The organism is Streptomyces sp. NPDC002690, from assembly GCF_053592415.1.
This window is the reverse complement of sequence record NZ_JBSFVR010000067.1, coordinates 1-26,970: the sequence shown is the minus strand read 5'-3', so window position 1 is coordinate 26,970 and position 26,970 is coordinate 1. Positions and strand designations below refer to the sequence as shown.

At 73.6% G+C, this 26,970-nt stretch carries 18 protein-coding genes, 1 tRNA gene, 1 pseudogene and 1 riboswitch; of the genes and pseudogenes, 10 read left to right on the top strand and 10 right to left on the bottom strand.

The features are described 5' to 3' along the window. Positions 1-335 (top strand): annotated as a pseudogene (locus ACWD3D_RS11940) (hypothetical protein); the annotation flags it as partial. Positions 336-537: 202 nt separating this feature from the next. Here ACWD3D_RS11940 and ACWD3D_RS11935 read toward each other — a convergent pair. Both ACWD3D_RS11935 and ACWD3D_RS11930 read right to left on the bottom strand, forming a co-directional pair. Then, the gene (locus tag ACWD3D_RS11935; RefSeq protein WP_451460758.1) at positions 538-729 is read right to left on the bottom strand and encodes a hypothetical protein; all 192 of its coding nucleotides are present in this window, start codon (positions 727-729) and stop codon (positions 538-540) included. After that, entirely contained in the window at positions 726-1,139 is a 414-nt protein-coding gene (locus tag ACWD3D_RS11930) for a hypothetical protein (RefSeq protein ID WP_451460757.1), read from the bottom strand. Before ACWD3D_RS11930 ends, ACWD3D_RS11935 begins: the two co-directional genes overlap by 4 nt. 107 nt (positions 1,140-1,246) lie before the next feature. On the opposite strand from ACWD3D_RS11930, the gene ACWD3D_RS11925 reads away from it, so the two are divergent. Further along, positions 1,247-2,008, top strand: coding sequence for a GntR family transcriptional regulator (locus ACWD3D_RS11925; RefSeq protein WP_451460756.1), 762 nt, complete (start codon positions 1,247-1,249; stop codon positions 2,006-2,008). 174 nt (positions 2,009-2,182) lie between these two features. Here the strand turns inward: ACWD3D_RS11925 and ACWD3D_RS11920 are convergent, their stop codons facing one another. Then, a complete protein-coding gene (locus ACWD3D_RS11920; RefSeq protein WP_451460755.1) occupies positions 2,183-2,608 on the bottom strand; it encodes a hypothetical protein in 426 nt (141 codons plus the stop codon). Positions 2,609-3,087: 479 nt separating this feature from the next. Between ACWD3D_RS11920 and ACWD3D_RS11915 the strand changes: the two genes are divergently transcribed. The 4 genes from ACWD3D_RS11915 to ACWD3D_RS11900 all read left to right on the top strand — a co-directional run bounded on the left by ACWD3D_RS11915 (position 3,088) and on the right by ACWD3D_RS11900 (position 7,558). After that, positions 3,088-3,161: transfer RNA gene (locus ACWD3D_RS11915), tRNA-Met, on the top strand. 543 nt (positions 3,162-3,704) lie between these two features. Next, positions 3,705-4,832 (top strand): PP2C family protein-serine/threonine phosphatase, encoded by a 1,128-nt coding sequence (locus ACWD3D_RS11910; protein ID WP_451460754.1) that lies wholly within the window; start codon positions 3,705-3,707, stop codon positions 4,830-4,832. A gap of 346 nt (positions 4,833-5,178) precedes the next feature. After that, positions 5,179-5,332, top strand: a riboswitch (cyclic di-AMP (ydaO/yuaA leader). 11 nt (positions 5,333-5,343) lie between these two features. Then, positions 5,344-6,399: a M23 family metallopeptidase gene (locus ACWD3D_RS11905; protein ID WP_451460753.1), complete on the top strand. Its 1,056-nt coding sequence runs from the start codon at positions 5,344-5,346 to the stop codon at positions 6,397-6,399. Between the two features lie 211 nt (positions 6,400-6,610). Beyond that, positions 6,611-7,558 carry an aldo/keto reductase gene (locus tag ACWD3D_RS11900; RefSeq protein WP_451460752.1) on the top strand — a complete coding sequence of 316 codons (948 nt, stop codon included), beginning with the start codon at positions 6,611-6,613 and terminating at the stop codon, positions 7,556-7,558. Positions 7,559-7,567: 9 nt separating this feature from the next. On the opposite strand, the gene ACWD3D_RS11895 is transcribed toward ACWD3D_RS11900, so the two are convergent. The 4 genes from ACWD3D_RS11895 to ACWD3D_RS11880 form a co-directional block, all read right to left on the bottom strand. After that, the gene (locus ACWD3D_RS11895; protein ID WP_451460751.1) at positions 7,568-9,169 is read right to left on the bottom strand and encodes a PrsW family intramembrane metalloprotease; all 1,602 of its coding nucleotides are present in this window, start codon (positions 9,167-9,169) and stop codon (positions 7,568-7,570) included. Between the two features lie 161 nt (positions 9,170-9,330). Next, positions 9,331-10,257, bottom strand: a complete 927-nt coding sequence (gene trmB / locus ACWD3D_RS11890; RefSeq protein WP_451460750.1) for a tRNA (guanosine(46)-N7)-methyltransferase TrmB — start codon at positions 10,255-10,257, stop codon at positions 9,331-9,333. Then, positions 10,250-11,656 (bottom strand): FAD-dependent oxidoreductase, encoded by a 1,407-nt coding sequence (locus ACWD3D_RS11885; RefSeq protein WP_451460749.1) that lies wholly within the window; start codon positions 11,654-11,656, stop codon positions 10,250-10,252. Before ACWD3D_RS11885 ends, trmB begins: the two co-directional genes overlap by 8 nt. Before the next feature lie 108 nt (positions 11,657-11,764). After that, positions 11,765-13,306, bottom strand: a complete 1,542-nt coding sequence (locus tag ACWD3D_RS11880; RefSeq protein WP_451460748.1) for a sporulation protein — start codon at positions 13,304-13,306, stop codon at positions 11,765-11,767. Between the two features lie 1,233 nt (positions 13,307-14,539). On the opposite strand from ACWD3D_RS11880, the gene ACWD3D_RS11875 reads away from it, so the two are divergent. Continuing rightward, positions 14,540-16,681 carry an asparagine synthase-related protein gene (locus tag ACWD3D_RS11875; RefSeq protein ID WP_451460747.1) on the top strand — a complete coding sequence of 714 codons (2,142 nt, stop codon included), beginning with the start codon at positions 14,540-14,542 and terminating at the stop codon, positions 16,679-16,681. Between the two features lie 78 nt (positions 16,682-16,759). Here ACWD3D_RS11875 and ACWD3D_RS11870 read toward each other — a convergent pair whose 3' ends face one another. Both ACWD3D_RS11870 and ACWD3D_RS11865 read right to left on the bottom strand, forming a co-directional pair. Then, on the bottom strand, positions 16,760-18,523 hold the full coding sequence (locus ACWD3D_RS11870) for a sigma-70 family RNA polymerase sigma factor (RefSeq protein ID WP_451460746.1): 1,764 nt from the start codon (positions 18,521-18,523) through the stop codon (positions 16,760-16,762). A gap of 925 nt (positions 18,524-19,448) precedes the next feature. Then, positions 19,449-20,366, bottom strand: a complete 918-nt coding sequence (locus ACWD3D_RS11865) for a TetR/AcrR family transcriptional regulator (protein WP_451460745.1) — start codon at positions 20,364-20,366, stop codon at positions 19,449-19,451. 342 nt (positions 20,367-20,708) lie between these two features. Between ACWD3D_RS11865 and ACWD3D_RS11860 the strand changes: the two genes are divergently transcribed. Next, positions 20,709-22,157 (top strand): NAD(P)/FAD-dependent oxidoreductase, encoded by a 1,449-nt coding sequence (locus ACWD3D_RS11860; protein WP_451460744.1) that lies wholly within the window; start codon positions 20,709-20,711, stop codon positions 22,155-22,157. Between the two features lie 622 nt (positions 22,158-22,779). Continuing rightward, positions 22,780-24,513: an ATP-binding SpoIIE family protein phosphatase gene (locus ACWD3D_RS11855; protein WP_451460743.1), complete on the top strand. Its 1,734-nt coding sequence runs from the start codon at positions 22,780-22,782 to the stop codon at positions 24,511-24,513. A 10-nt stretch (positions 24,514-24,523) separates the two neighbouring features. Here ACWD3D_RS11855 and ACWD3D_RS11850 read toward each other — a convergent pair whose 3' ends face one another. Then, on the bottom strand, positions 24,524-25,840 hold the full coding sequence (locus tag ACWD3D_RS11850; protein ID WP_451460759.1) for an MFS transporter: 1,317 nt from the start codon (positions 25,838-25,840) through the stop codon (positions 24,524-24,526). A 155-nt stretch (positions 25,841-25,995) separates the two neighbouring features. Here ACWD3D_RS11850 and ACWD3D_RS11845 point away from each other — a divergent pair, with 155 nt between their 5' ends. After that, positions 25,996-26,550 (top strand): MarR family winged helix-turn-helix transcriptional regulator, encoded by a 555-nt coding sequence (locus ACWD3D_RS11845; protein ID WP_451460742.1) that lies wholly within the window; start codon positions 25,996-25,998, stop codon positions 26,548-26,550. Positions 26,551-26,970: the final 420 nt, after the last annotated feature.

Genomic DNA, 26,970 nt, shown 5'->3' with positions numbered 1-26,970 from the left:
ACGAGTTCGCCTTCGAAGCCACGGGCGGACCAGCAGAGTTGGCGAGCAGGACGGCGGAGTGGTTCGAGGCGGTCCTCGCGCGCCCTCTGGTCCGCTGCGAATGGCATCACGCGGGAAGGATGTACGCGGTCCGCTACGAGTACGCGGACACGGGGCGAGGCCTCAGTGAGGGCTTCGAGACCTCTCTGGCCCCCGACGCGCTGCGAAGACGACTGGCCGCGGACGGCGTTGTCCGAGGCCGGGGTCTGATCGACCGGGCCGGCCTGGGCCGACCGGACGTGATCGCCCAGGTCCGGGGCGTCCGCCCCGATCGGTTGTCACGGGAGAACTCGTAGGTACACGGGAGAACTCGTAGGTACACGGGACAGCTCGTAGGTATCCGTGTGCGCGCCGCGGACAACCCTGGCGGGGCGGTCGTCCGGGAGCCCGCTCCGGGTGCCCGACGCCCCATGGCCGTCCGGCGTTCCAGCGGCCGTCCGGCGGCCGTCCGGCGGCCGGTCGGGCGCCGGACGGCACGCACCGGCCGTCGCCCGGTGTTCAGCGGTCGCGCGCCCCGAGCGCCTTCCTGATGCGGTGGCCGCGGCTGTGTGCCGGGGGCCGGCAGTCCGGGGAGCCCGGCGGGTGGGCGTAGGCGTCGGGGCGCGCGCCGGAGGCGGAGTGGCCCTCCGCCGTGATCACCGCGGGGCCGGTGATGGTCCGGTCGCAGTCGACGCAGATGTGAGGAGTCACTGCCGGGCCGCCCGCCACGCGCGGCTGAGCCGGTCCGCGACCTCGCACTCCACCCGGTCCGACCGGCAGGCCGTGCATTCCGCGGTGTGGGTGATCAAGGTGCGGTACTCCGCGTCTCCGGGGGCCGTGCCGCCGGCCGGCTCTGCCATGTCGGTGCTCCTTCGTCTCGGGGCGGGGTGGTCGATCTCGGCCCACACCCGGGCGATGCCGTCGGCACCCAGCTCGTGGCCGAAGCGATCGCCGTGCGCCAGTGTCATGAGGATCGTCTTGTGGATGGCGCCGCTCAGAGGGGAGGGGAGAGGTGCTTCGACCCGGAACGCGCCGGGCGTTTCGAGTACCAGCGGCTCGGCGCCGATCGCGGCGGCGAACATGCCCGCGAGGGCGACGACGCGCGGCGGCACGGAGGGCATGGATCTCCCCTGGATATTGCATCACGTTTCGTGATGCTGAATATTCAGCTTCGACCTGATGGGTTAGCTTTGTCAATGTCCGACTTCCACCGCTGGGAGCTGTGCACATGCCTCGCGACACCCCTTACCTTCAGGTGGCCGACGCTCTCCGCGACCGCATCGGCGCGGGCGAGTGGGCCGTGGGCGACAAACTGCCCAGTCGTGCCCGGATCGCCGAGGAGTACGGGGTCGGCGCGTCCGTCGCGCAACGCGCCATGGAGCGGCTCACCATCGAGGGCATCCTCGAAGGCCGGGCGGGCTCCGGGACTTACGTCCGCAGGCCGCGTGAGCGCCGGCGCATGATCCGTACCAGGCGCCCCGCGGGCCAGGGGCCGTCGGTTTTCCACGCTGCTCTCAACTACCAGGACCACGAGGGTAAATGGGAGTCGCGTTCAGGTGCGCGGACTCCGGCGCCCGAGCGCATCGCGAAGCGGCTGGCCATCGAACCGGGCGACCCCTGCGTCGTCACCGACTACGAGTTCCTCGTCGACGGGCTGCCCGTGCAGCTCTCCAGGAGCTGGGAACCGATGGCGATCACCGGGGACACCCCGGTCGTACTGCCCGAGATGGGCCCGCTCGCCGGAATCGGCGTGGTCGAGCGGATGCGGTCGATCGGCATCGACATCGTGCGCGCCCTCGAAATCCCGCGCCCGGCCCGCGCGAACCAGGAGCAGGCGAACCTCCTCGGTATCAGCATCGGTGGGCTGATCACCGAGTTGGAGCGCACCTTCTACGACACCGACGGCCGCCCGGTCGAGACCGCGGACATCGTGGTGCCCGACGTGCGGTGGGAAATCGCGTACGAGATCACCGTCGAGCGGCGCGAGTGACATCGGCTGCCCCTCGGGCGGCAGCCGGCATCCCCTGGAAGTGACGCCGCCCCCGCCGGGCCGTGTGGCCGGACGGGGGCGGTCGCTTCGCGGAATCGGGGCGGGGCCCAGTGGCGGGGCCCCGAGGAGCGGGACCTCGGGGGCTCGGATGCCCGCTCGTGTGCGGGGTGGGTTTCAGACGCTGGTCGGGGCCTTGGCTCCGGCGGCCTCTTCGGCCGTCGCCTCCGTGGTGGACGAACCGGCTTCGGTGGCCGCCGGTCTCGCCGCCTCGGAAGACTCCGAAGGCTCGGCGGGTGCGGCGGGTGCGGTCGCGTCGGCGGCTTCGGCTGCCGCCGCCCGGGCTGCTGCCGCCGCCTTGCCCTGGTAGATCATCAGACCGATGAAGCCGGCCAGGAAGCCGCTGATCAGCCCGGATATCGCGTTGTTCAGGGCGTTGGTGCCCTCGCCGTCCGGCATCCCGATGATGAAGTAGACCACCACCGCGCTCATCACGGCCCCGGCGAGGCCCCCGATGATCGCGCTCGCCGCCGAGGTGCGCACCCGGGCCCCCAGGGAGGCGTCCGACGGGGCGGAAGGGGCGGGAGTGAGGGGCGTGGTCATGGTGGAGTCCTCCGGAAAAAGCGGCGTTGCGGTACCGGGAGCGCGTGGCCGACGCCGGGGCAGGGCGAGATCCGCCGCCTCGGGGGCACGTGTCCGCACGGGCAGCCCGCCGGTTCTGGGGGATGCATCCATATCCTTGGCCAGAAGAAGCACCCGTGGCAACTGCCTCATGCAAAAAGACCGTTGAAGCAGGCGTCGCAATCCTTTTGCCCTAACTGCGGTGTTTCTCGGGCGGGATGTCGGAGCGCCATGCTCGGTACGGGTGAAGTCGGCGCGCTGAGAGGGTGGTTGTCGGCTTCCGGGCCCTTTGGACCGGACCCTTCCGTGCCGCACCGGCCGGGTGCCCGGCGGGTGGACGTGGCCGCTCGTGCCGATGCCGGGAGGGCCGGCCGGTGTCGCTCGTGGGCCCGGAACACATCGGGCCGTTCCCCGGGGTGGTCCGAAGCCCGTTCAGGATGCCGTACAGTTGTGTTCATCGACGCGGGGTGGAGCAGCTCGGTAGCTCGCTGGGCTCATAACCCAGAGGTCGCAGGTTCAAATCCTGTCCCCGCTACTGAAGGCCCGGGCCCGGCACGCACAGCGTGCCGGGTCCGAGTCGTTTCCGTGTGTTCGCCCACGCGTGTTCGTTCGTGGGTGTGGTCCGTTCGGCCCGCGGGTTCAACCCGCACGCTCGGCCGGCCGGCGGCGTAAAGATCTGTCGTAATGGGCATGAAGTGGTCCATCCGGGAAACATCTCGCACACCCGCACGATCGCTGCCATGCAGCCGAACGCGTTGCCGGGCATCCGGGTATCCGGGCACCCGGGCGTGGAGGGCGTGCGGCATCCGAGGCGACCGCTCGGCCGTTTCCGTACGCGGGGCACCGGCGCTCGCCGAACGGTGTGGAATCCCCGCTCCGACGGACCGGTGCACCCGGCGTACGCCGGCGGTGGGGGGCGCTCGACGGGGAGCTGTGCGCTCCCCCCTATGGACGACGAGGAGTCGCCGCGCGGCGCGGCTCGGGCCGGCCCGCGCGGGGCGCGGTAGGTTCCGCAGCCGTGGCGGGACAGGGCAGGAGAAGCACAGAGGTGGGGAAACGGCTGTACAGGGATGGCTGGATGTCCGGGGGTGTGCGTGCCCGGCGATTCGTGCGGGTCCTGCCTGCCCTGCTCGTTCTCGGCGGACTCGTCTTCGACATCGCGTCACCGCCCCGCTTCACGGCGGTGCCGCTGTTCGTCGCCGCGCCCCTGATCGCCGCGCCGTTCGCCTCCCGGGCCGGCACCGTCCGGATCGGTGCCGCCTCGCTGGCCGCCGTCATCGCGATGCGGGTGTACGTGGGCACCATCGGAGAGATCGTTCCGATCATCGAGACGCTCACCGTGGCCACCACGGCCGTGCTGGCGCTCGTCATCAACGCGGTGGTGCGGCGCGGCAACGAGCAGCTCGCGTCCGCCCGGATCATCGCGGAGACCGCCATGCGCGCCGTGCTGCCGGTCCCTGCCGACCGGGTCGGCGGGCTCCACGTCGCCGCGCGGTACGAGGCGGCGCAGGCGGACGAGTACGTCGGCGGCGACCTGTTCGCCGTCGCGGACACTCCGTACGGCGTACGCCTCGTACTGGGCGACGTACGCGGAAAGGGGCTCGACGCGGTCGAGGCGGTGGCGGTGATCATCGGCGCGTTCCGGGAGGCCGCGGAGCAGGAGGAGACGCTGGAGGGGGTGGCGCAGCGGCTTGAGCGCGCGTTGGCCAGGGACGCGGCGCGGCGCGGGGGGCTGGACCCGGTGGAGGGGTTCGTCACCGCGGTCCTGGCCGAGATTCCACAGGGCTCCGCGACTCTGCGGATCGTCAACCGGGGTCACCCCGAACCGTTGTTGCTGCACGCCGGGGGCGCGCTGGACGTGCTGCGGCCCAGTACCCCCGCGCTGCCGCTCGGTATGGCACTGGGAGCCTGGCCGGACCGGGCGGACGAGTGGGACCTCCCGCCGGGCGCGACCCTGTTGACCTACACGGACGGGCTCTCCGAGGCGCGCGACGCGGCGGGCGTGTTCTACGACCCGGCAGAGCGGCTGCGAGGCCGGATCTTCCCCGGTCCCGACGAGCTGCTCACGGCGCTCACCGACGACGTCCGGCTGCACACGGGCGGGCGCTCGACGGACGACCTGGCGCTGCTCGCGGTGGCCCGGCCGGCGGAGGACCAGCCGGAGCGCCGGACCACCGTGCCGATCGTGGGCCGCGGCGGCGGCTGACGCGGTTCAGGGCGCCGTGGTGATCCCCCGTGATCCCCCTGCGGACGGCCCCGCGATCCCCCTGCGGACGGCCCCGCGATCCCCCTGCGGACGGCCCCGGGGTCAGCCGCCCGGGTCCGGCGACGGTCCGTAGCAGAGCGGTACCGCTCGATAACATATGACACACCGTCAGAAAAGCCGGGTCGGGCCGCTCGTCCGCAAGTCGCCCCGCTAAGCGAGGAAATGCCCAGGTAAATCCCGGCCCGAAGTGGGAATGATCAAGAGGAACGGCTTGGAATCGGAGTCGTCTGTCTATTAACGTTCGATAACGCAGCGCGGTCGTCCCAGCCGTCGTCAGAGACGGCGCCGTGCGCGAGCGCCGAATTCCGCAAGGGAACCGGGGAACCACCTTCTTGGGGTGAATCGGACACCTGTGTCTCGACAGAGACGCCAGGCGCCCGTAGGAGACCTTCCTGCTCCGAACCCGTCAGCTAACCCGGTAGGCGAGAAGGAAGGAAAGGAGTGCGCCCACGTGGCGTCCAACCAGCCTGCCCCCGAAGCCCCGTCACCCTTCGCCACTCGCGAGGGTTTCGGCTCTCCCGGCAACGCCGACAAGGCCTGGGAGGAATGGAACCCCACCGAGGATTCCCTCCGCCCCGTACGCGGCCGGCACCGCGTCGCCAAGCAGCGTGGTCTCGCGCGTAGTTCCACCGTCCTCGGGGTCGGCGTCATCGCGGCCGTCGGTGCGGGCGGCATGGCCACCGCGCAGAGCAAGCCGCCGGTCTCCATCTCTCTTCCCGATTCGCTCGCGGACAACCTTCCCGACGCCAAGTCCCTTCCCGGGCTGGGCGCTCTGATCACCGCGGTCGAGTCCGACGACACTCCCGCGCCGGTGGCGGCGGCCGCGCCGTTCACCACGGCCGGGCTCACCACGGCGGAGACCGAGCAGGGCGCCACCGACGCGGGCGAGGCACTGCGCGCCCGCATCCTCCAGCAGGCCGAGCAGCAGCAGTCCGCCGCCGACGCGGAAGCGAAGGCGGCCCAGGAGGCGGCTGCCGCGACCAAGGCCGCCACCGAGGCGAAGAAGCAGCAGGACGAGGCCACGGCGAAGGCCGCGGCGGAGAAGAAGGCGGCCGAGGAGGCCGCGGCGAAGAAGGCCGAGGCCGAGAGACTGGCCAAGCTCGCCGCCAGCTACTCGCTCCCCACCTCCGCGTACACGATCACCTCCACCTTCGGCGAGGCCGGCACGATGTGGGCCTCCGGGCAGCACACCGGTCTCGACTTCGCCGCGCCGACCGGTACCCCGGTCAAGGCCGTGCACGGGGGAACGGTCAAGTCGGCGGGCTGGTCGGGCTCGTACGGGTACCGCACGGTCCTGGAGCTCGATGACGGTACGGAGATCTGGTACTGCCACCAGTCCTCCATGGACGTCGTCGCCGGCCAGCAGGTCAACACCGGCGACACCATCGGCCGCGTGGGAGCCACCGGCAATGTCACCGGCCCGCACCTCCACCTCGAAGTCCACACCCCGGACGGCACCGGCATCGACCCGATGGCCTGGCTGACCGGCAAGGGCCTCACCGTCTGACGCCTCCGGGCCCGCACCGGTCCGGCGCGCCGCGCGGGGTCCGTGCGGCGCGCGTAGGCCCCGCCGGACCCGGCCCGGGCGCCTCCCCAGCCCCGGCAGCCTTGACGCTCCCCCCCGACGTCAGGGCTGCCGGCCCCCCTCGTCCCGCCGGAATCGCGGCTGGAGCTCCGGAAGCGGAATACGATCTCCCGTCCGTTCCGTTGCACTCCTCATGACTTCTTCTCTCCGCAAGCTCGGAACGTCCGCCCTCGAGGTCTTCCCGCTCGCCCTCGGCGGCAACGTCTTCGGCTGGACCGCCGACGAGGCGCAGTCCTTCGCGGTACTCGACGCCTACACCGCGGCCGGCGGCAACTTCGTCGACACCGCCGACGCGTACTCGGCCTGGGTTCCCGGTAACAGGGGCGGCGAGTCGGAGGCGCTGATCGGCAAGTGGCTCAAGGCCCGCGGCAACCGTGCCGACGTCGTCGTCGCCACCAAGGTCGGTGCCCACCCCGAGTACCGGGGGCTCGCCACCGGCAACGTCAAGAGCGCGGTGGAGGAGTCCCTGCGGCGCCTCGACACCGACTACATCGACCTCTACTACACGCACTACGACGACGAGAGTGTCCCGGTGGAGGAGATCGTCACCACCCTCGACCAGCTGGTGAAGGAGGGCAAGGTCCGCGAGATCGGCGCCTCCAACATCAGCCCCGAGCGCCTGCGCGCCTCGCTCGAATTCTCCGAGCGCGAGGGACTCGCCCGGTACGTCGCCCTCCAGCCGCACTACAACCTGGTCTCCCGCGACACCTACGAGGGCGCCGCCCAGGACCTCGCCGCCGAGACCGGCCTCGGCGCGGTCCCGTACTACGCGCTGGCGGCCGGCTTCCTCACCGGCAAGTACCGGCCGGGTACGCAGGTGGAGAGCGCCCGCGCCGCGAGCGCCGGAGCCCACCTGGAGTCCGAGCGCGGGCAGAAGGTGCTGAGCGCGCTGGACACCGTCGCCGAGGCGCACGGGGCCGAGATCGCGACCGTCGCGCTGGCCTGGCTGGCGTCCCGGCCCACGGTCGTGGCGCCGATCGCCTCGGCCCGTACGCCGGAACAGCTCCCGGCGCTGCTCGCGGTCGCCGAGCTCACGCTGACCGGCGAGGAACTGGACCGGCTCGACGAAGCCTCCGCCTGAGCGAGGGCCTTATCCCGGCGGGTGCAGATAGGGGTTGTGCCCGCCGTACTGGCGGTGCGGAGGCGGCTGCTGCGGGGACGGCGAAGGGGCCTGACCGGTGCCGTACGGGGCCGCCGCGCCGTCTTTGTGCCCGCTCGGCGCCGGGCTCCCCTGGGCGCCGGACGCGCCGGGCCAGGGCTGCTGCGGGGACGGTGCCGGGGGCGCCCAGCCCCGGGCGTGCGCGCCGTGGGCCGCGTGGGCGCCGTGCGCGGGAGCTCCGGGGCCGTACGGGTAGGGCACCGGGCGGCGGACGGCCGAGCGGAACACACTGCGGGCCGCGTGGCTCAGCGCGGGGGCCGCGACGTCCCTGCGCTCCCAGAGGTGGTGCAGCAACTCCTGCTCCCGCGCCGCGAAGTCGACGCCCACCGTGCCGCGCCGGGCGTCCCGCCGCAGAGCCGCCAGTGAGGTCGCGAACGACTCGTACTCCGCGACGGCCCGGGCCGCCGCCCGGCCCCTGGCCCGGTCCGACGCACCGTGCCAGTGCCGCGCCAGGTCCCGGGCCATGCCCCGGGCACGCATGGAGGCGAGCGCGAGCGGTTCGGCCGGGGTGAGCCAGCCGGCCAGCGCGTACGCCGGGAACTCGGCGGCGAGCGCCCGCAGTTCCCGCCCGCGCGCCCAGATCGCCAGCCAGGTCAGCAGCCCGAACGCGGGCATCATCGCGACGCCGTAGACCAGATAGAAGCCGTAAGGTCCCCAGGTCGCCGAACCGTTCCACAGGGCGTGCATGCCCATCGCGAGCAGCAGCCCCACCAGCGGGAGCGCGATCCGGCGGACCCGGCGTCGGCGGCCCCCCGCACGGCTCGCGGCGGCGAGACCGAAGCCGATGCCCGTCATCGCCGTGAAGACCGGGTGCGCGAAGGGGGACAGGACGATCCGCACGAAGAAGGTGCCGACCGTCAGCGACGCGATCCCCACCGTCCCCAACTGCCGGTCCTCGCCGAAGGCGTTGCCGAGATAGAGGATGTTCTCGCTGAACGCGAAGCCGGTCGCGGTGAAACCCGCCGCGACGATTCCGTCGACGACCCCGTTGAACTCCCGTCTGCGGAACAGGAAGAGCATCAGTACGGCGGCGCCCTTGGCGCTCTCCTCGACGATCGGCGCGACGACCGTGGCCCCGAGGGTGTCGGCGCCGGCGGGGTCCGCCGAGAGGTTCGCGATCCAGTACGTCGCGAAGGAGTTCGCGACGATCGCGACCAGCGCCGCCGCGCACGAACCCCAGGCGAAGGCGAACAGCAGATTCCGCCAGGGCGCCGGTTCGACCCGGTCCAGCCAGCGGAACGCGGTCATCAGGAGCGGCACCGGCAGCACCGCGAGCCCGAGACCGACGAGGAACCCCTCGGTGCCGGTTTCCTCGCGTACGAGAGCCAGGATGAGCAGCCCGCAGACGGCCAGCGTGATGATCACCGCGCCCGCGCGGAACGCCTTGCTGCGCCACACCAGCCCCACCCGGCGCGGGCGGTAGCGCCAGTGGGCACGCTCCGGGACGGCGCCCAGGATCTCGCCGAGCCGTCGCTCTTCGAGCACGGGGACGGCGGGCTGGGAATGTCGGTGCTGCTCGGACCCGGCGGACATGTGCCGACCCTAACGAGCGGGACCGACAACTGACCAGGCGGTTACGCCCGGCCCACGCCGTCGAGTCCGCACGGGCCCGTCGAGTCCGCACGGGTCGCGTCGAGGCCGCACGGGGCACGTCGGGCCCGTGCGCCGGACGGCCCCGCCCGCCGGACCGGTTCTCAGACCCGGGTGAAGAGCAGGTCGTGGACGACGTGCCCCTTGTCCAGGCCCTGTCCTTCGAACCGGGTCAGCGGCCGGAACGCGGGACGAGGCGCGTAACCGCCGTCCGCCCGGGTGTTCTCGAACCGGGGGTGCGCGGTGAGCACCTCCAGCATCTGTTCCGCGTAAGGCTCCCAGTCGGTCGCGCAGTGGATCACCGCGCCCGGCTTCATGCGGCCCGACACCAGGTCCAGGAAGTCCGGCTGGATCAGACGGCGCTTGTGGTGGCGGCTCTTGGGCCACGGGTCGGGGAAGTACACCCGCAGGCCGTCCAGCGACTCGGGCTTCAGCATCTCGCGGAGCAGGATGATGGCGTCGCCGTTGGCGACCCGCACGTTGTCCGAGCCGGCCTGGTCGGCGAGGCGGAGGAGATTGCCCTGACCCGGGGTGTGCACGTCGACGGCGAGGATGCCCGTGGCCGGATCGTCCGCAGCCATCTGCGCGGTCGCCTCGCCCATGCCGAAACCGATCTCCAGCACGACCGGGAGTCCGCCGAACATCTGGTCCAGGTCCAGGACGCGCAGGCCGTCGATGTCGAAGCCCCACTGCGGCCAGAGGCGTTCGAGGGCGTCCTGCTGGCCGATCGTGACCCGGCTGCGGCGCGGCTGGAAGCTGCGGATGCGGCGCTCGTGGTGCGAGCCGGCCGGATCGGCGGCGGGGCCGCCGGGGAAGCGCGGCTCCTGGCGCAACCGGCGCTGCCGGTCGAAGGAGGCGGCCCGGCGGGCGGCGGCGTCGGCGGCTTCCGCGGCGTCCACGTCGGCCGTCTCCTCGGTCGGGCCCGTGGCCGCGTTCACGGCTGCGTTCACGGCCGCGTTCATGGCGGGGGCCTCGGCGGTCCCGGCGTGCGCGCCAGGCTCCGTACTGGGGTTCAGGGGCTGCTCAGACACAATGCCCCGATTCTACGGCGGGCGGCCTCCACCCCGACCCCGACGCCAGGGCCAGGACCCGCCGGGCGATCTCCCGGCCCACCGGCAGTGCCGTGGCGAGCGCGGCGTCCGCGGGGGTGTGGAGCACGTGCACGGTGTGCGGGGCCTCACGGATCAGGAAGTCCTCGACCGGTGTGCCGTCGCCGTGCACCGCCTGGGCCCGCACACCGGAGGGCGCCGGGCGCAGGTCGTCCTCGGTCACGTCGGGCAGCAGCCGCCGGAGGGCGGCCGCGACCACCGCCCCCGACACCCCGGCCCGTCCGGCCTGCTCCGGTCGCCCGAGCCGTCCGGTCCGCCCTTCCGGAACGGTCCGTCCGTCCGGCACGGCCCGTTCGTCCGACATGGCCCGCACCGCCGGCCCGGTCCGCTCCGGCGGCAGCCCCGCACCCGCCCGGACGAGGCGCGCCCCGTCCGGTACGTACGCCGCATGGCGGCGCGCGGTCCGCCGGGAGACGGGCCGGGCCAGCGCGGAGAGCAGCCCCCCGGGGTGGAGCGCCGGTACGGCCCGCCCGGGCGGCGTCGCGCCGACCGGACCCACGTGGACGGTCCCGTCGACGGACCGGACGAGACCCCGGATCAGCTGCGCGCCGAGGAACGGGTGCCCCGCGGCCGGTACCGGGTGCACCACTCCGCTCACCAGCTCCGGCCTGCGCAGCTCGTAGTAGATGTCCCGGACGGGCACGACGCGCACCCCGGGCTCGTCGCCCGCGAGCCGCGCCACCCGGTCGCTCTGCGGGCCCGCGGCGTTGACCAGGGCCCGGGCACGGACCACCGTCCCGTCCGCCGTACGCGCCGCGACGCCCCAGGGGCGCCGGTCCACGGCGGTCACCCGTGCCGCGCACCGGACGGCCGAGCCGGCCGCGGCGACCTCGCGGGCCAGCGCCGCGAGGACCCCGGCCGCGTCGCAGACCCCGGTGGTGGAGACCCGGATCGCCGCGTGGCCGCGTACCCGGGGCTCGTACTGCGCGATCTGTGCCGGGCCCAGCTCGCACACCGGCAGCCCGTGCTCCCGGCCGCGCTGCGCGAGGGCGTGCAACCGGGGGAGTTCGGAGCGGTCCGTCGCCACGATCAGCTTGCCGGAGACGGTGTGGGCGATGCCGTGCCGCGCGCAGAAGTCGGTCATCTCGCCGCCGCCACGCGCGGCGAACCGGGCCGTGAGGGAGCTCCGGCGGTGATGGACACCGCTGTGGACCAGCCCGCCACCCGGCCCCGCGAGGTGGTCGGAGGGGTTCCGCGCCTCCTCCAGGACGGTGACCCGGATCCCCGGCGCCGCGCGCGTGAGCGCGTACGCCGTCGACAGACCGACGATCCCGCCGCCGATCACCAGCACGTCGCAGTCGTAGTCCGCGTGTGTCCTCATCACGCCACCTCCCACCCCGATAGTGCACTGACCCGCTGACAACCGGATCAAACCCCGGACGGGGCGGGACGTGGCGCGTGTTCCGGCGGTCGGGGCTCGACCGTGCCGTCAGGCGGGTGCGACCAGCAGCGGCCGGGCCCGCTCGCGCAGCTCCGCGACGCGTGGCTCGTCCCCGTACGGTTCGAGCCGGTGCAGCAGGTCCCGGACGTACTCGGTGGTCCGGGCGGACGAGATCCGCCCCGCGACCTCCACCGCGCGGGTGCCGGCGGCGCACGCGGCGTCGAGGTTGCCCGACTCCAGTTCGGCCACCGCGGAGACGACCAGCCGCAGACCGTGCGAGCGGACGAACTCCTCGGTCGGCTTCGACAGCGCGAGCTCGGTGAACCTGCGCACCTGGCGGGGCGCCTTGAGGTCGCGGTAGCACTCCGCGGCGTCGGCGGCGAACCGGTCGTACGAGTAGAAGCCGAGCCAGGAGGGATCGGAGTCCCCCGGCCGCGACCTCTCCAGCCAGCTCTCCGCACCCCGGAGCGCCGCCCCGGCCGCCGGGGCGTCCCCCGCCTTGGCGTGGGCGCGCGCCTCCACCAGCCGGAAGAAGCTCATCGTCCGGGCCGTCGCCAGCCCCCTGTTGCGCTCGACCGCCGCCTGCGCGAGGTCGACCCCCTCGTCGGCGAACCCCCGGTAGGTCGCCTGGAGCGACATCGAGGCCAGGACGTACCCGCCGAGCGGGACGTCGGCGGCGGCCCGGGCGAGCCGCAACGCCTGGATGTAGTAGCGCTGGGCGGCCTCCTGCTGGCCGGTGTCGAAGGCCATCCACCCGGCCAGCCGCGTCAGTTCGGCCGAGGCGCCGAACAGCGCACGGCCCACCTCGTCGCTGTACGAACCGAGCAGCAGGGGCGCGGCGTCGACGCGTAAGCACTCCGGCACCATCGACGAACGCCAGTCGCCGCCTCCGTACTTGGAGTCCCAGCGGCGCGCGTCCTGGGCAGCCTCGCGCAGTTTGGCGACGTCGCTGTGCCCGACCCGGAGCGGCGAGGCGTCGGCCACGGACTCGGGACCCGGCTGCACGGGGACCGCGCCGTGCCCGGCGGGCAGTACGAGACCGCCGTGCGCCGGACCCGGAGGTGCCGGGCGTACCGCCTCCGGGCCGGCGAGGAGCGCGGTCCGCGCGGCCGCCGAGTCCCGGGCGACCGAGGGGTCGGCGGGGGTTATCAGCCAGCGCGAGGCGGGCGTCGCGTAGGCGCTCACCGAGAAGGAACCCGCCAGCGACTGCCAGATGCCGTTGCCGCCGCGACGGCCGGCGAGGTCCAGGCGGTACAGCTCCGTGGCGGAGCGCACCGCTTCCGCCACGTCGCGCGGGAAGGCGAGACCCACCTCCGGCGCCGGGTCGGCGTCGGCGAGACCGATCTCGTGCAGCGGGACCGGCCGGCCCAGCTTGGCCCCGATCGCGGCGGCGATGAGATGCGGTGCCGCGCCCTGCGGCACCATGCCCTTGGCGACCCAACGGGCGACCGAGGTCTTGTCGTAGCGAAGTGTCAGCCCGCGCTGTGCTCCGAGGTCGTTGACCCGCCGGGCGAGCCCGGCGTTGCTGATTCCCGCGAGGGCGAGAACCGTGCCGAGCTTCTCGTTCGGCCCGCGTTGCTCCCTGGACATGCGCCACCCCTCGACACACAGACAGCCGCCGCGTCACCGGGGGCGGCGCGCGGCATTCGTACCGTGTTCTCGTCGCGGCGGGCTCCCCGTGGCCGGGCGCACACGCATGTGGCCGAACCCCGAGGAATATGCCGCCGTGCTGAGACCATCGGTAAACCCAGCGTAGTTCTCCGCATCCCTACCGTTAAGGGGCATGGGTTCGGATGGCGGGATTGTGGCCCGCGCCGGGCGTCGTGCCGGGGTCGTCCGGGGGGCCGGCGGGGGCGGCGAAAGGTGTCCGATGTGCCCCGGCCGTGTGGCCGTGCGCCCGGCCGTGCGCTCTCGTCGGGCCTGTGTCGAAGCGCTTCCATGGAGCATGCGTGGGTCGGCCCGCCGCACTGGACTCGGCGGGCTGGGGGACACTGCCGCCCCATTCCCCGCGGGCGGCGGACCGGCCCGGGAGGTGCGCGCCATCTCCCGGGCCGAGCGTCGGACGGGGCCGTGCGGGGGCGGTCGGCGGGGCGTGGCACGCGCGTGCACGGCCCGGGGGCGTGCGCCCGGCTCGCGCGCGGGACCGGACCGCGGGGCGGCGGAGCGGGCACGCGGACGACGGGCCGAGGTGACGGTGCACCGATGGCGCGCCGACGAAGAATGGCTGGATGTCGACGGTCGCAGATCCGTTGGAAACCACCGCCAGAGCGCTCCTCCGGTGGCTTGAATGCGTCTGATGGTGCGTCGGCCGAGCCGCCCCGGCGTCCCGGCGGCGGACCGTCGCGTGGGTCGGGGCGGGGCCTCGGGCGGGGCATGGCGGGGCCCGTGGTGGGGCGGCGGGCGGGGCATGGCCGGGCCTGTGGAGGGGCGTGGGGTGGTGCGGGCGCCTGACCCGGGTGCCGGGGGCGCCGTCGACGGGACGGGCGGCGGGCGCGGGTGCCGGCCGGGTGGTCGCGGGTCGGCGGGTGCTCGGTGTTCGGTGTTCGGTGATGGGGTGTTGACGTGTGCGGCCGGCGGTCGGGGGTGTCCCGCCCCGGGGCTTCCCCGGACTCCCGGTGACCGGATCGCTCCAACAAGCGGAAGACCCAGTTCCGTTGGGCGGGTCGGCCTCGTACGGGCCTTCCGGCTCATGCCAGGGGCGCATGCTCTTCCGGCGTGCGCCGCGCGTACCCCCTCCCGGCCGCCGCAGTCGTGGCAGCATGTCCCGCAGCGGCGTTCCAGCGGACCATGTGCGCCGTCAGTCCACAGCCTGTGGAGGCGGCGATGCGTTGGTTGGTGGGGTGGAGCGATATCGCCGCGAGCTTCGGCACGGTGGGCGCGGTCCGCGCGGGCGGCGAGGGGCGCACGGTCCATCCGGTGGGCTCCCAACTCCTGTGGGGCGACCCCGATCCGCTGTGGGCGGTCGGCGACTGGCGCCCCGACGAGATCCGGCTCATCGACGCGGCGACCACGGTCGGCGCGCCCACCACCCGGCTCGCGGTACTCGGCTGTTGCGGGGCGACCGACGAGCAGCTCCGCGTCGGACTCCTCTCCGCGCGCGGCGGCGCCCTGCGCCATCTCACGGCCTGGCCGGGCAGTTACACGGTCGTCGTGCAGATAGGACGGCGCATCACCGTCACCGGTGACCTGGCCGGAGCCCGCCCGGTCTTCCACACCCCCTGGGCCGGCGGCACCGCCTACGCCACCGCCGCACTGCCGCTCGCCGACCTGATCGAGGCCCAGCTCGACATCGGCCACCTGGCCGCCCTGCTCGCCTGCCCCGACACCCCGGAGGCCCTGGGCGACGGGACTCCGTACGCCGGCGTGAAGCGCGTCCCGCCCGGCCACGCGCTCATCCTCCGCGAGGGCTCCCGCGAGATCACCGGCTACGAACCCGTCGCCTCCCTCGCCGTCGCCGCCCCGCAGGCCGACCCCGTGCGCGCGGTGGAGGGCGTACGGGACGCCCTCGTCGAGGCCGTACGCGCCCGGCTCACCGCGCCCCGCCACGCCCCGGAGGCCGGGCCGCAGGACCCCGGGCCCGTCCCCGGCATGGGGCCCGCCGACCGCCGCGCGGCCCGGGGCCGGGGGCCCGTACCCGGCATCGGGGCCGACCTCTCCGGCGGCAGCGCCTCCGCGACCCTCGCCCTGCTCGCCGCCGGCCTGCCCGGCCTCCCCGGTACGGTCCTGGGCCACGGCACCGGCGCGGGGGAGCGGCTCCTCGCCGTCACCTTCAACGACCTCACCACCCGCGGTGACGAGGACGAACTCGCCCGCGCCCGCGCCATCGCGGCCAATCCGCGCCTGCACCACGTGGTGGTCCCCGCGGGCGAGGAGGCGCTCCCGTACGCGGACCTCTCGGTGGAGAACGGGGTGATCACCGACGAGCCGGCGCCCTCCCTGATCGTCGCCGAGCGCCACCGTCGCCGCCTCGCCGCCGGGAGCGCGGACCACCTGGTCGGCTACGGCGCCCGGCAGGTGCTCGACGCCCACCCGGCCCGCCTGGCCGACCTCCTCATGGACCGCCGCCGTCGCGACCTGCTGAGACCCGTCGCGGCACTCACCCGGGCCGAAGGCGCCTCTGCGCACTCGATGTTCGTACCGCTCGCGGTCTACCGCGCCGCCCGCAGGCTGGCCCGCACCTCCTATCGAAGTGGCCTGGAGACCGCCGCCGGACTGCTGCCCGACGCCAACCGGTACCCCGTCGGCCCCGACGGCCACGGCCGGGGCAGCACCCCGGCCGACGCCTCACTGGCCGCCCTCACCTGGTCCCGGCCCGGCCCCGCCGCGCGCTGGCTCACCGGGGAGGCGCTCGCCCAGGTGGCGGTCCGGCTCCAGGAGGCGGCGATCCGCCCCGCCACGGCGCAGCGCCCGGGCCAGGCCCGGGCGGGTGCGGCCCTCGCCCGGGCCGCCGCCGGCCACCGCATCCTGGAGCAGGCCGCCGACATCCGCAGTCAGCGGCTGCACGCGCCCTTCCTCGACAACCAGGTCGTACGGGCGGCCCGGGCCCTGCCCGAGTCGCTGCGGGTCCAGCCGGGTGCGCGCGCCGCGATCCTGCGCCGGGTCCTGTCGGGTGCGGGCATCCACGAACTGCCCACCGGCTGGGGCGCCCCTTCGCTGGCCCGCTCGACGGAGGCGACCCGCACCGGAATCCGGCTGGCGCTGCCCGAGTTGATGGACCTGTTCGACGCCCCGCTGCTCGCCGACGCCGGCCTGATCGAGGCGCGGGTGGTCCGCAAGGCGCTGCGCGCGGCCGCCGACGGGGAACCGCTGCCGCTCGACGGTCTCGCGGACCTCGCCTCCACGGAACTCTGGCTCCGCCGCCTGATGGGCCGCCGGGGCACCTGCTGGACCGGTACAGCGGCGCCGCGCAGCCGGGCCGTCGCCGGGGGCGTCCTCCCCGTCGCCCGCCGTTCGCTCCAGGCATAGCCGCCGGAGGCGGAAACCCCGCACGGGGTACGGGCGGCCGTGCGGACGCGGGGGACCCGCGGGTTCCCACGGGACGGACTACCCGCAGGTGAAACGTGAATCGGCCCAGTCGGCCATCGTGGCTCCGCCGAGCGGTCGCGCGGACTCGACGACCAGGCGCACCGACCGCTGTCCGTCCAGCGGAACGTTCACCGGTACGGCGGGGGAACCCGCCCGCACGATCCCGGAGGTCCACAGCACTCCGCCCTCGCCTCCGACCACGGAGAAGCGCACGGCGCCCAGGCCGAGGGCCAGATCGTCGATGCCGGCCATCGCCTCGTAACGCGTGCAGCGCCCGTCCAGCCGGACGACCACCGACGACCGGCCGCCCACCGTCACCCCGTGCGCGTACGGGGTGGAGGCGATCGACATGCCCCGGCGCTGCCAGACCGGGCTGCTCCCGGAGAGCTGCACGGTGGGACCGGACCCGTCGCCCAGGATGTCGTAGCGCAGCTCGCTGAACCGGTAGACCGAGGGTGCGCGAGGCTCCGGCGCGGGGTCCGCGGCCGGCGGGGGCGTAGGCGTGGGCTGTGGGGCCGGAGGCTCCTCGGCGGGCGAGGACGAGGGCGCGGGAGCAGGAGGGGCAGGTGCGGCCGAGGGCTTCGGCGCGGACGGCGCCGGTACGGACGGGGAGGGCGAGGGCCCTGGAGCGGCCGGCCGGGCCGGTTCCGGCGTGACGGGCGGCGACGGTACGGGGGACGGTGGCGTCGGAGCCGGCGGCTCGGGCAGGGGTGCGGCGGACGGGACCGAGGCCGCCACCGGCGGCTTGGCCACCGGCTCCGGCTGGTCGTCGCCCGCCAGCGCCCACACCAGTCCGGCAGCCGCCGCGATGGCCACCGTGGCCGCGATCCCCACCTTGACGGGGGCGCCCAGCCCCTCCGCGACAGCGCCTCCGGCTGCCGATCCGCCGCCGGACCCGCCCGCCGCCGCGCCACCTGCGGAAGCCGTGCCCGCAGCCGTGCCGGTGCTGGTTCCGGTCGCGGCGGCAGCGGCCCCGGCCAGCGTGCCGCCCGCGACGACTCCCGCCGCCTTGAGCGAGTAGGCGGCGGCGAACCAGCCGATGACCGCGATCGGGAGCAGCGCGGGAATGCCCGCGTTGACCTGCTGCAACTCTCCTGCTGCGACACGGCACTTGGCGCATTCGTCCAGGTGCTTGCGGAGTCCGCGCTCCGCCCGCGTCCGCAGGCCGCCCCGGGCGTACGCGCCGAGCCGGTCGGCGTACCGCGCGCAGTCACCGCCCGCCACCAGGGCCTGGCTGACGTGCGCCTGGAGGTAGGCCTGCTTCAGTCCCTCGCGGGCCCTTCCCGCGAGCACCGCCGTGGCGTTGGCGGACAGCCCGAAGAGCGGGGCGACCTCGCTCGGTGATTCCTCCTCCACGGTGGTGTGCCAGAGCACGGCCTGCCAGCGTTCCGGCAGACTGCGGAACGCCTGCAGGGCCATGGACTGTTCGGCCTCGTGCATGGCGCGGACGTCGGCACCCAGGTCGATGGTGTCGTCGTCGGACAACTCGGAGGTACGCGTCGCCCCTGCGGCGAACACCGCGAAGTCGTCGACCAGATGCTCGCGCCTCGCGCTCTTGGTCCAGGCGGCGGCGACATGGCGGACCGCGGTCATCAGATAGGCGCGGACGGCTTCTTCGGGCCCCTTTCCTCCGCGAACCGCCTGGAGGGTCCGGGTGAACACCTCGGCCGTCAGGTCGTCCGCGGTGTGCGCGTCCCGGCAGCAGGAACGCGCGTACCGTCGGACGGCGCCCGAGTGGCGCCGGAACAGCTCTTCGTACGCCCGGTCGTCACCCGACCGCATGCCCCTGATCAGCTCGGCGTCCGAGACCGCGGGGCCGGCCGAGGCCCCCCGTCCCGTGCGCTGCGGAGGCACGGACCAGGGGCCCGGCAGCACAGTGCCGCCGCCACTCCCCGCCGGAGCCTTCTCGCCGGGCACCCGCGGGTTCGGGACGCCTGGGGCCGTCCGTACGTTCGGTGCACCCGGGACTTCCCGCCCCGGCCCGTCCGGCCTGCCCTGCCCGTCCGGCCTGCCCTGCCCGTCCGGCCGGCCCTGCCCGTCCGGCCTGATTTGCTCGTCCGCGCCGCCGGGAGCGCCGGGTCCGGGTGAATCGGCGCCGCCGGGAGCTTCGGGGCCGGGCGGATCCGTGACGGGCGAACCGGGGCCGGGCATAGCGGCTCGGACCGGTGTCGGGCCGGCCGATCCACTGTCGGGCGCCGTGCTGTGGGAGAGCTTGTCCGTGCCGCCCTGCGAGGGCACCTGCGCCCGGCGTGGCGGGGGAACAGTGCCGCCCTCGGTCGAGACGCCGTCGAGCGGCTCTTCCCGTGTGCCGTCACCGCTCATCGCGGAGCCCCCGTACCTGCCGTGAACCCGATTCCGGGCAACACTGCCACAAGGCCCGTCGGCTGCGCGCCGGTTCAGTCCCACCTTCCACTCGTCCGGGGTGTCCGACCGAAAGAGAGCGCGAGAGGTCATCCGAACGGGAGAGGCTCGCTCGTGACCCACCGCCCGACGCCGGTCGCCTTCGGACGAGACCGCCCGACGCCGACTGCCTTCGGACGAGGCCGCCCGACGCCGGTCGCCTTCGGACGAGGCCGCCCGACGCCGGGCGCCGTTGCCGACTACTGCCCGCCGTCCGCCGTCCGCCGTACGCCGGCTACCGGCCCCAGGGCCACCCCGCCCCGGGCGCGGGCAGCACCTCATCGCTCTTCCGCGCCCCCTCACCAGCTCACGCGGCGGGACGCGAACGCAGTCCTTCCAGCAGGATGTCCAGCAGCCTTGCCGATGCGGCGGCCTGCTGGGCCGAGTCCGGCAGCGAGGGCGCGGAGGTGGCGATCACCAACAGCACGTCGGCCACCGTCACATCGGAGCGCAGCTCGCCGGATTCCCGGGCCCGTTCGACGAGTCGGCCCACGACGTCGAGCAACTCGCCCGTGCCGGAGTGCTCCTCGCCCTCCTGCGCTTCCGTCCGCTGCGAGGCCTGGCGGTGGTCCGCCGGGGCCGCGCTCTGCCGCTGCTGAGGCACCCGCGTCCCGTCCTCGCCGTCTCCGGCAGGGCGGAGGACCTCTCCGCCCCGCGAGGCAGCGTCGACGCGCAGCACCTGCGGCGGCAGCAGCCTCCCCGCACCGGACGCCACCGACGTCCGGAGGAAACGGGAGAGCGCGGACCAGGCCTCGTCCTCCTGGCCGAGCGCGGCGCGCGCCTGCTCCGTCAGCCGGGCGGTCTCGGCCTCGGCTATTCGCCGTACCAGTACTTCCTTGCTGGGGAACCGGCGATAGACGGTCCCCACCCCGACCCGTGCCCGACGGGCCACGTCCTCCATCGGAGCGCCGTACCCCAGCTCACCGAAGACCTCCCGCGCAGCGCGCAGGACGTGCTCCAGATTCCGCTGCGCGTCCACGCGCAGCGGCGCCGAGCGGGCCGGTGCGTCCGCGGCGGAACCGACCGCAGGAGCGGCCGACGAGCCGGCGGTCGAGCCCGCGGAAGAACCGTTCGACGCGATGACCCCCGCCGGTCTGCCGGAGTCCGCTCCACCGATCGGGCGGGACGACTCGAACACGGCGAGCCCTCCCGGCGCGTTCAGCCGCGCGACGGCCTCGGTCGAGGACGAGACGGCAACCTGCCCATGCGAATCCTGAATGTGCATGACTTCCCCCGGTTATGACGTCTCCCCCCGGAGACTTCCCCACCATGTGGACCGGAGAGAGGACTGCCGAACTGCCCCGTCCCCCACCCCGATCGGCTACGAACATAGTTGAGCGGGGGGCAATTCAGAAGGGGCAGTTCCGCACGGAGCGCCCCTCGATCGGAGCAAGGACCCGTTGATTCCTGTTTCCGCCCATGCGCGCGCCCCCCTCCTCCCCGCCTGACCTGCGCGACTGCCCCGACATTCCTGACGGGCAGTGACCCCGCGCGCCGGAGCTTCCCGGTCACACAATTTGCAGGGCCTGTGGACAAACCCGCGACTCCGTTGCGTCATGGGGTGGTGATGGCTCCAGAATCCCGGGGAACTGCCCCCGGCAGCAGGCCGAGTGCGCGCATTCTCGTCGTCGGCGGAGGCTACGTCGGGATGTATACGGCGCTGCGCCTCCAGAGGAAGCTGAAGAGCGGGCTGAGGAGCGGCGAGGTCGAGATCTTGGTCGTCACGCCCGATCCCTATATGACGTATCAGCCGTTCCTCCCCGAAGCGGCGGCCGGGTCGATTTCGCCCCGGCACGTCGTCGTTCCCCTCCGCCGCGTCCTCGGCCTGTGCCGTGTCGTGGTCGGCGAGGTCCACCTCATCGACCACGCGAACCGGACCGCGACCGTGAGCACCCTCACCACCGGCGGGCCCGGCGACGGGGCGGTGGAGATGCGGTACGACGAGCTGGTCCTGGCCCCCGGCTCCGTCGCGCGGACCCTCCCGGTCCCCGGACTCGCCGAGCACGGGATCGGTTTCAGGACGGTGGAGGAGGCCATCAAGCTGCGCAACCACGTCATCGAGCAGATGGACATCGCCTCGGCCACCCGTGATCCCGCCCTCCGCGACGCGGCTCTCACCTTCGTCTTCGTCGGCGGGGGGTACGCCGGTGTGGAAGCACTCGCCGAACTGGAGGACATGGCCCGCTATGCCGCGCGGTACTACCACAACATCCGGCCCGAAGACCTGAGATGGATTCTCGTCGAGGCGACCGGGCGCATCCTTCCGGAAGTCGGTGAGGCCATGGGCGCCTACGCCGTACGGGAGTTGCGCGGACGCAACGTCGACGTGCGGCTCGACACCCGACTGGACTCCTGCGAGGACCGCGTCGCCGTACTGAGCGACGGCTCCCGGTTCCCGACCCGCACGCTCGTCTGGACGGCCGGGGTGAAGCCCGCGCCGCTCGTCGCCGACACCGGCTTCCCGGTGACCGGGCGCGGCAGGCTGCGCTGCACCGCCGACCTCAGAATCGCCGGCACCCGGCATGCCTGGGCGGCGGGCGACGCGGCTGCCGTCCCCGATCTGACGGCCCCGGAACCGGGTACCGTGACCGCGCCCAACGCCCAGCACGCCGTCCGCCAGGCGAAGGTCCTGGCGGGCAACGTCGTCGCGTCCCTCGAAGGGCGTCCGCTCACCGACTACCGGCACGCGTATGCCGGTTCGGTGGCCTCCCTCGGCCTGCACAAGGGAGTCGCCCACGTCTTCGGGCGGAGGCTGAAGGGCTACCCCGCTTGGTTCATGCACCGGGCCTACCACCTCAGCCGCGTACCGACGTTCAACCGGAAGGCGCGCGTTCTTGCCGAATGGATTCTGTCCGGGCTCTTCACCCGCGAGATCGTCTCGCTCGGCTCGCTGGAGCATCCCCGCGCCGAGTTCGAGCTGGCGGCAGGCGGCACCGGTCCCCACCGCGCACCGCCTCCCCGCCGGCACCCCGGCACCCGCGACGAGTCCCACGAGCCGGAGGAGCCGCCGGGCTGACCGCCCACCGCCGACCGGCCGCCGCCCACCGCCGAACCGGCCGCCGCCCACCGCCGAACCGGGCGCCGACCCCCGGCCGTCCACGGTCCCCTTCCACGGAGGCACGAGATCCCGTCGTACCGATGTCGTACCACCGACCTACCTCCGCGGTACGAACCCGGGCACGCCGCCCCGCCCGGCCCCGGAAGTCCTGGGGCGGGCACCTGCGCCACCCTGTCCGGGAACCCCGGACGCGGGGAGGTGCCCCGGACCCGTACCGACGGCCGAATGACGACTGTCAGTACGCTCCGTCACACTGGACGTGTGACCATAGGTACGTCCGCATCTGCACAGAGTGACCCGGTCGACCGCGACCAGAGGTGAACGCCGGCCCGACCCCCGGCGGGAGCCGGCCCGGTCACCGGTGAACAGCGACGTCGCACCCGACAGCACGACAAGGCCCTGCCGGTATTCCCCGGGCCGCGCCCCGCCCCTGACCCCGGCGAAGGACGCGGAAGCCGGACGCGGCGGACGCGGACGAAGCGCCGTGCGGACGACGTGGCGGACGCGGTGCCGAGACGCAGCAGATACAGCAGAAGCAGCCAGCCCGAGCGGACCAGACCGACACACGAGGCAGAAATACGTGAACTTCACGCGCTGGAGCGCCCGTCTTCCCGGAACGCAGCGTCGCGCCGCAGCCCGGGACGACCGCGGTTCCGTCCCCGCTGCCCGGGCCGCGTACGCACAGGCGGAATCCCCTGCCGCGCCGGCGGACGCGGTCGTCACGCAGGCCCCCGACCGGACGGCCGCCGCCCCGCCGGTATCCGCCGCTGCCGACGAGGCACCGGTCCTCGACGACCTGCCCGCCCGCGAGATCCTCGGCCGGCTCCCCGCGCCCGTGGCACTGTTCCACGGCCCCGACCACCGGGTCGCGTACGTCAACGCCGCCTACGAGACGGCCTTCGGCCCCCGCCCGTGCGGAGCCCCCGCGGCCGATGCCATGCCGGAGCTGGCCGAGCTGAGCGTGCTGCCCCTGATGGACCAGGTCCTGCGCAGCGGTACCCCGCGTACGGTCAAGTCGCGCCGCACCCTCGGCGGCGGCTCGTACACCGTCACCTGCACACCCGTCGCCCCCTGGGACACCGGCACCGACGGCGGCCCGGCACCGGACGGCGGGGCGCGGAGCGAGGGCGGCGTCCTGGTGCACGCCGCCGACGTCACCGACCACGCCGAAGCGGCCGAACGGCTCCGTACCAGCGAACGCCGCCACCGCGAGATGGCCGTCACCCTCCAGCGCTCGCTGCTCCCGCAGGAGCTGGAGCAGCCGGACGACCTGCGGATCGCCGCCACTTACCAGCCCGGCGGCACCGACGCCGCGGTCGGCGGAGACTGGTACGACGTCATCACCCTGGGCGCCGGCCGCACCGCCCTCGTCATCGGCGACGTGATGGGCCGCGGGGTCCGTGCCGCCGCGGTCATGGGCCAGCTGCGCACGGCCGTGCGCGCGTACGCCCGCCTCGACCTGCCCCCGCACGAGGTGCTCCAACTGCTCGACGGCCTGGCCGCCGAGATCGACGCCACCCAGATCGCCACCTGCGTCTACGCCGTCCACGACCCCAACGAGGGCCACCTCGTGTTCGCCTCGGCCGGTCACCTGCCGATCCTGGTCTGCGACGAGGACGGGACGGTGCGCGTCGCCGAGGACCCGACCGGCCCGCCGCTCGGCACCGGCGGCTGGATCCACACCTCCGGCACGATCGCGCTGCCGCCCGGTTCGACCGCCGTCCTCTACACGGACGGGCTGGTGGAGCGCCGTAGCGAGGACATCGACGAGGGCGTGGCCGCGCTCGGCCGGGCGCTGTCCGGCGCGAAGGGTTCCCCGCAGGTCGTCTGCGACCGGCTGATCCGCTCCCTCGGAGTGACCGCCGAGCACGACGACGACGTGGCGGTCCTGGTGGTGCAGCATCCCGCCCGCAAGGGGGCGGACGCGGAGCTGTTCCACAACGCCTCGCTCGATCTGCTCGGCGGAGTGGAGGCGGCACCGCGCGCCCGCGCCTTCGCCACCGGGGTGCTGACCTCCTGGCGTTTCCCGGACGAGCTACGCGACCGCGGTGTGCTCGCCGCGAGCGAGCTGGTCGCCAACTCGCTCCAGCACGGCACCCCGCCCACCCGCCTGGGACTCCGGCGCACCGACCGGCGGCTGATCATCGAGGTGACGGACGGGGACGACCACCTGCCGCGCCGCCGGAGGGCGGAGCCCGGGGACGAGTCGGGGCGCGGCATCGCGATCGTCGCGGCGGTCGCCACCTCCTGGGGGAGCCGCCGCACTCCGGGCGGGGGCAAGGCGGTGTGGTGCGAGTTCGCCCTGCCCCGCTGAAGCAAGCCCTTTAGGCGGCCGGCGCGGGCACCGGGACGGGTCCCGCCGCCTCCGGCACGGACACCGCGACCACCCGTGAGGGCACGGGGGCGAGCGAGGGCTGGTCCTGCACGGGGGTGAGCCGCCGCCCCAGTCGCAGCGCCAGCACCGTGATCACCAGCGACACCAGGACGAACGTCAGGATGTACGGGGCGTGCAGCGAGGCCCCCATCGGACCGCCGACCGCGGGTCCGAGCGCCAGCGCGAGTTGCTTGCACAGGGCGAACACCGAGTTGTACTGCCCGACCATCGACTCGGGCGCCAGATCGGCGACGAGCGGGGCGACGGTCGGCGCCAGCATCGACTCGCCGAGCCCGAAGAGGGCGTACGTCGAGATCATCGCGGCCGTCGCCATCGTCTGGCTGCCGTGCCCGAGGCCCGCGTATCCCGCAACCACCCAGGCGAAGGCCCAGATCAGGCCGACCCCGGCGATCACCCGGCTGCGCTTGCGCCGCTCCACCAGCCGCAGCACGACGAACTGCGCGAGGACGATGGCGGCGGTGTTGGCGGCCAGCGCGAGCCCCAGTGCGGGCGGCTCGATGCCGGCGGCCTCGGTGCCGTACGCGGCGAGCCCGGACTCGAACTGGCCGTAGCAGGCGAAGAACACCACGAAGCCCAGGACGCAGAGCTGGACCATGGCCCGGTGCGAGAGCAATGCCCGCAGGCCGCCCTGCGCGCCCTGTCCGCCCGCGGGCGTACGGGCCCCGGCGGCGGAACGCGACAGGGCGGGCGCGCGGGGCAGCCGCACCGTGCTCACGACGGCGCCGAGCACCAGGAACATCACGGCCTCGACCAGGAACAGCCAGGTGAACGTCCCCGGCCGGTCCGTGTCGACGATCTGCCCGCCCACCAGCCCGCCGATGCCCATGCCGAGGTTCTGCAGGAAGAACTGCATCGCGAAGGCCCGGGTACGGGTCGTGCTGGTGGACGAGCGGACCAGCAGAGTGGCGAGCGCCGGCTGCATGACCGCGGCACCCGCACCGAGCACGGCGGCCGACAGCACCGCCGTCGTCACCTCGCTCGCGAAACCGAGCGACGCCACGCCGGCCGACGCCACGACCGAGGCGCCCATGAGCACCGGCAGCGGACCGCGCCGGTCGATGACCCGCCCGGTGAACGGCAGGACGACCAGCGCTGCCATGGCGAAGACCGCCAGCACGACTCCCGCCGTGCCGGCGCCGAGACCGCGTACCTGTGCCACATAGACGTACAGATACGGAACGGTGAACCCGGTGCCGAACGCGCTCAGCGCGCTCCCCAGCTGAATCCGCCGCAGCGCTGCGCCCATCTCCCTGGTCACACTCACCTACCCCATGATCACGGGGCAGCACAGTGCGCCCCCGAACTACACAGACCCGAAGACTTTAACACTAAAGTTAGAACTTCAACAATGAACCTCGAAGGACTTCGATGGGTACGGACTCGCGTGCGATACTGCCCGCCATGTCCGAAACCACCGAGCTGGATCCCGACGAGCCGAGCCTCGACGAGCAGATCGCGGCCTACCAGCGCGAATACAGCGACCTGGATCCGCAGGTCGAGCAGGTCGTATCGGCCCTGGGGCGGCTCAATCGCCGGATGAACGTCGCGTACGGCAGGCAACTCGCGGCCCTGGGCATCAGCAATGCCGAGTGGGAGGTCCTGAAGACCCTCGTACTCGCCGGCAGCCCCTACCGACTGGGCCCCGGCGAACTCGCGAAGCGACTCGGGCTCACCCCCGCGGCCATGACGCACCGCATCGACCGCATGGCGGCCGAGGGCCTCGTCACACGTGACCGGGACGAGAGCAACCGGGTGCGCGTCATCGTGGAGGTCACCGACGAGGGCCGCGCGAAGTGGCTGGAGGCGATGCGCATGGCCACCGTCTTCGAGGAGGACGTCCTCCAGGACCTTTCCGGCGACGAACGGGGAGTCCTCAGCGAGCTGCTGTTCCGGCTGTTGCGCCGGGTGGAGGAAGCGCAGCCGGACGCGGGCGGCCGGCTCACCGACCTCTCCTGAACGCGTCGTGGACGGTGTCGGCGCCGCGCTCCGGGCGTGCCACCTGCCAGGTTTGACACGGCACTACCCGATCCGTAAAGTTCTCCGAGTTGTCACGGAGCTTGACGGTTCCGGGGCAGCCGATCCCGCCGCGGACAGCGGCAAACAAACTCTGCACGAACCCCACTCGGGATGATTTCGGCATGCCGGAATTCATTTCGAAGACTCGATTATGAGTCACCGGGAAGAACCGCTAGAGTTTGAGACGTCGGAACGGCCCAACAGCCGCGAAGACAAGCCCCGCTGACTGGGAATCAGGCCCGAAAGGATCTGATAGAGTCGGACTCGCCGGAAAGGGAAACGCGAAAGCGAAGAACTGGAAAGCGAAAATCGCTTGACCCGCTTCGACCGGGAATCGGACCGATAAGAGTCTGATAGAGT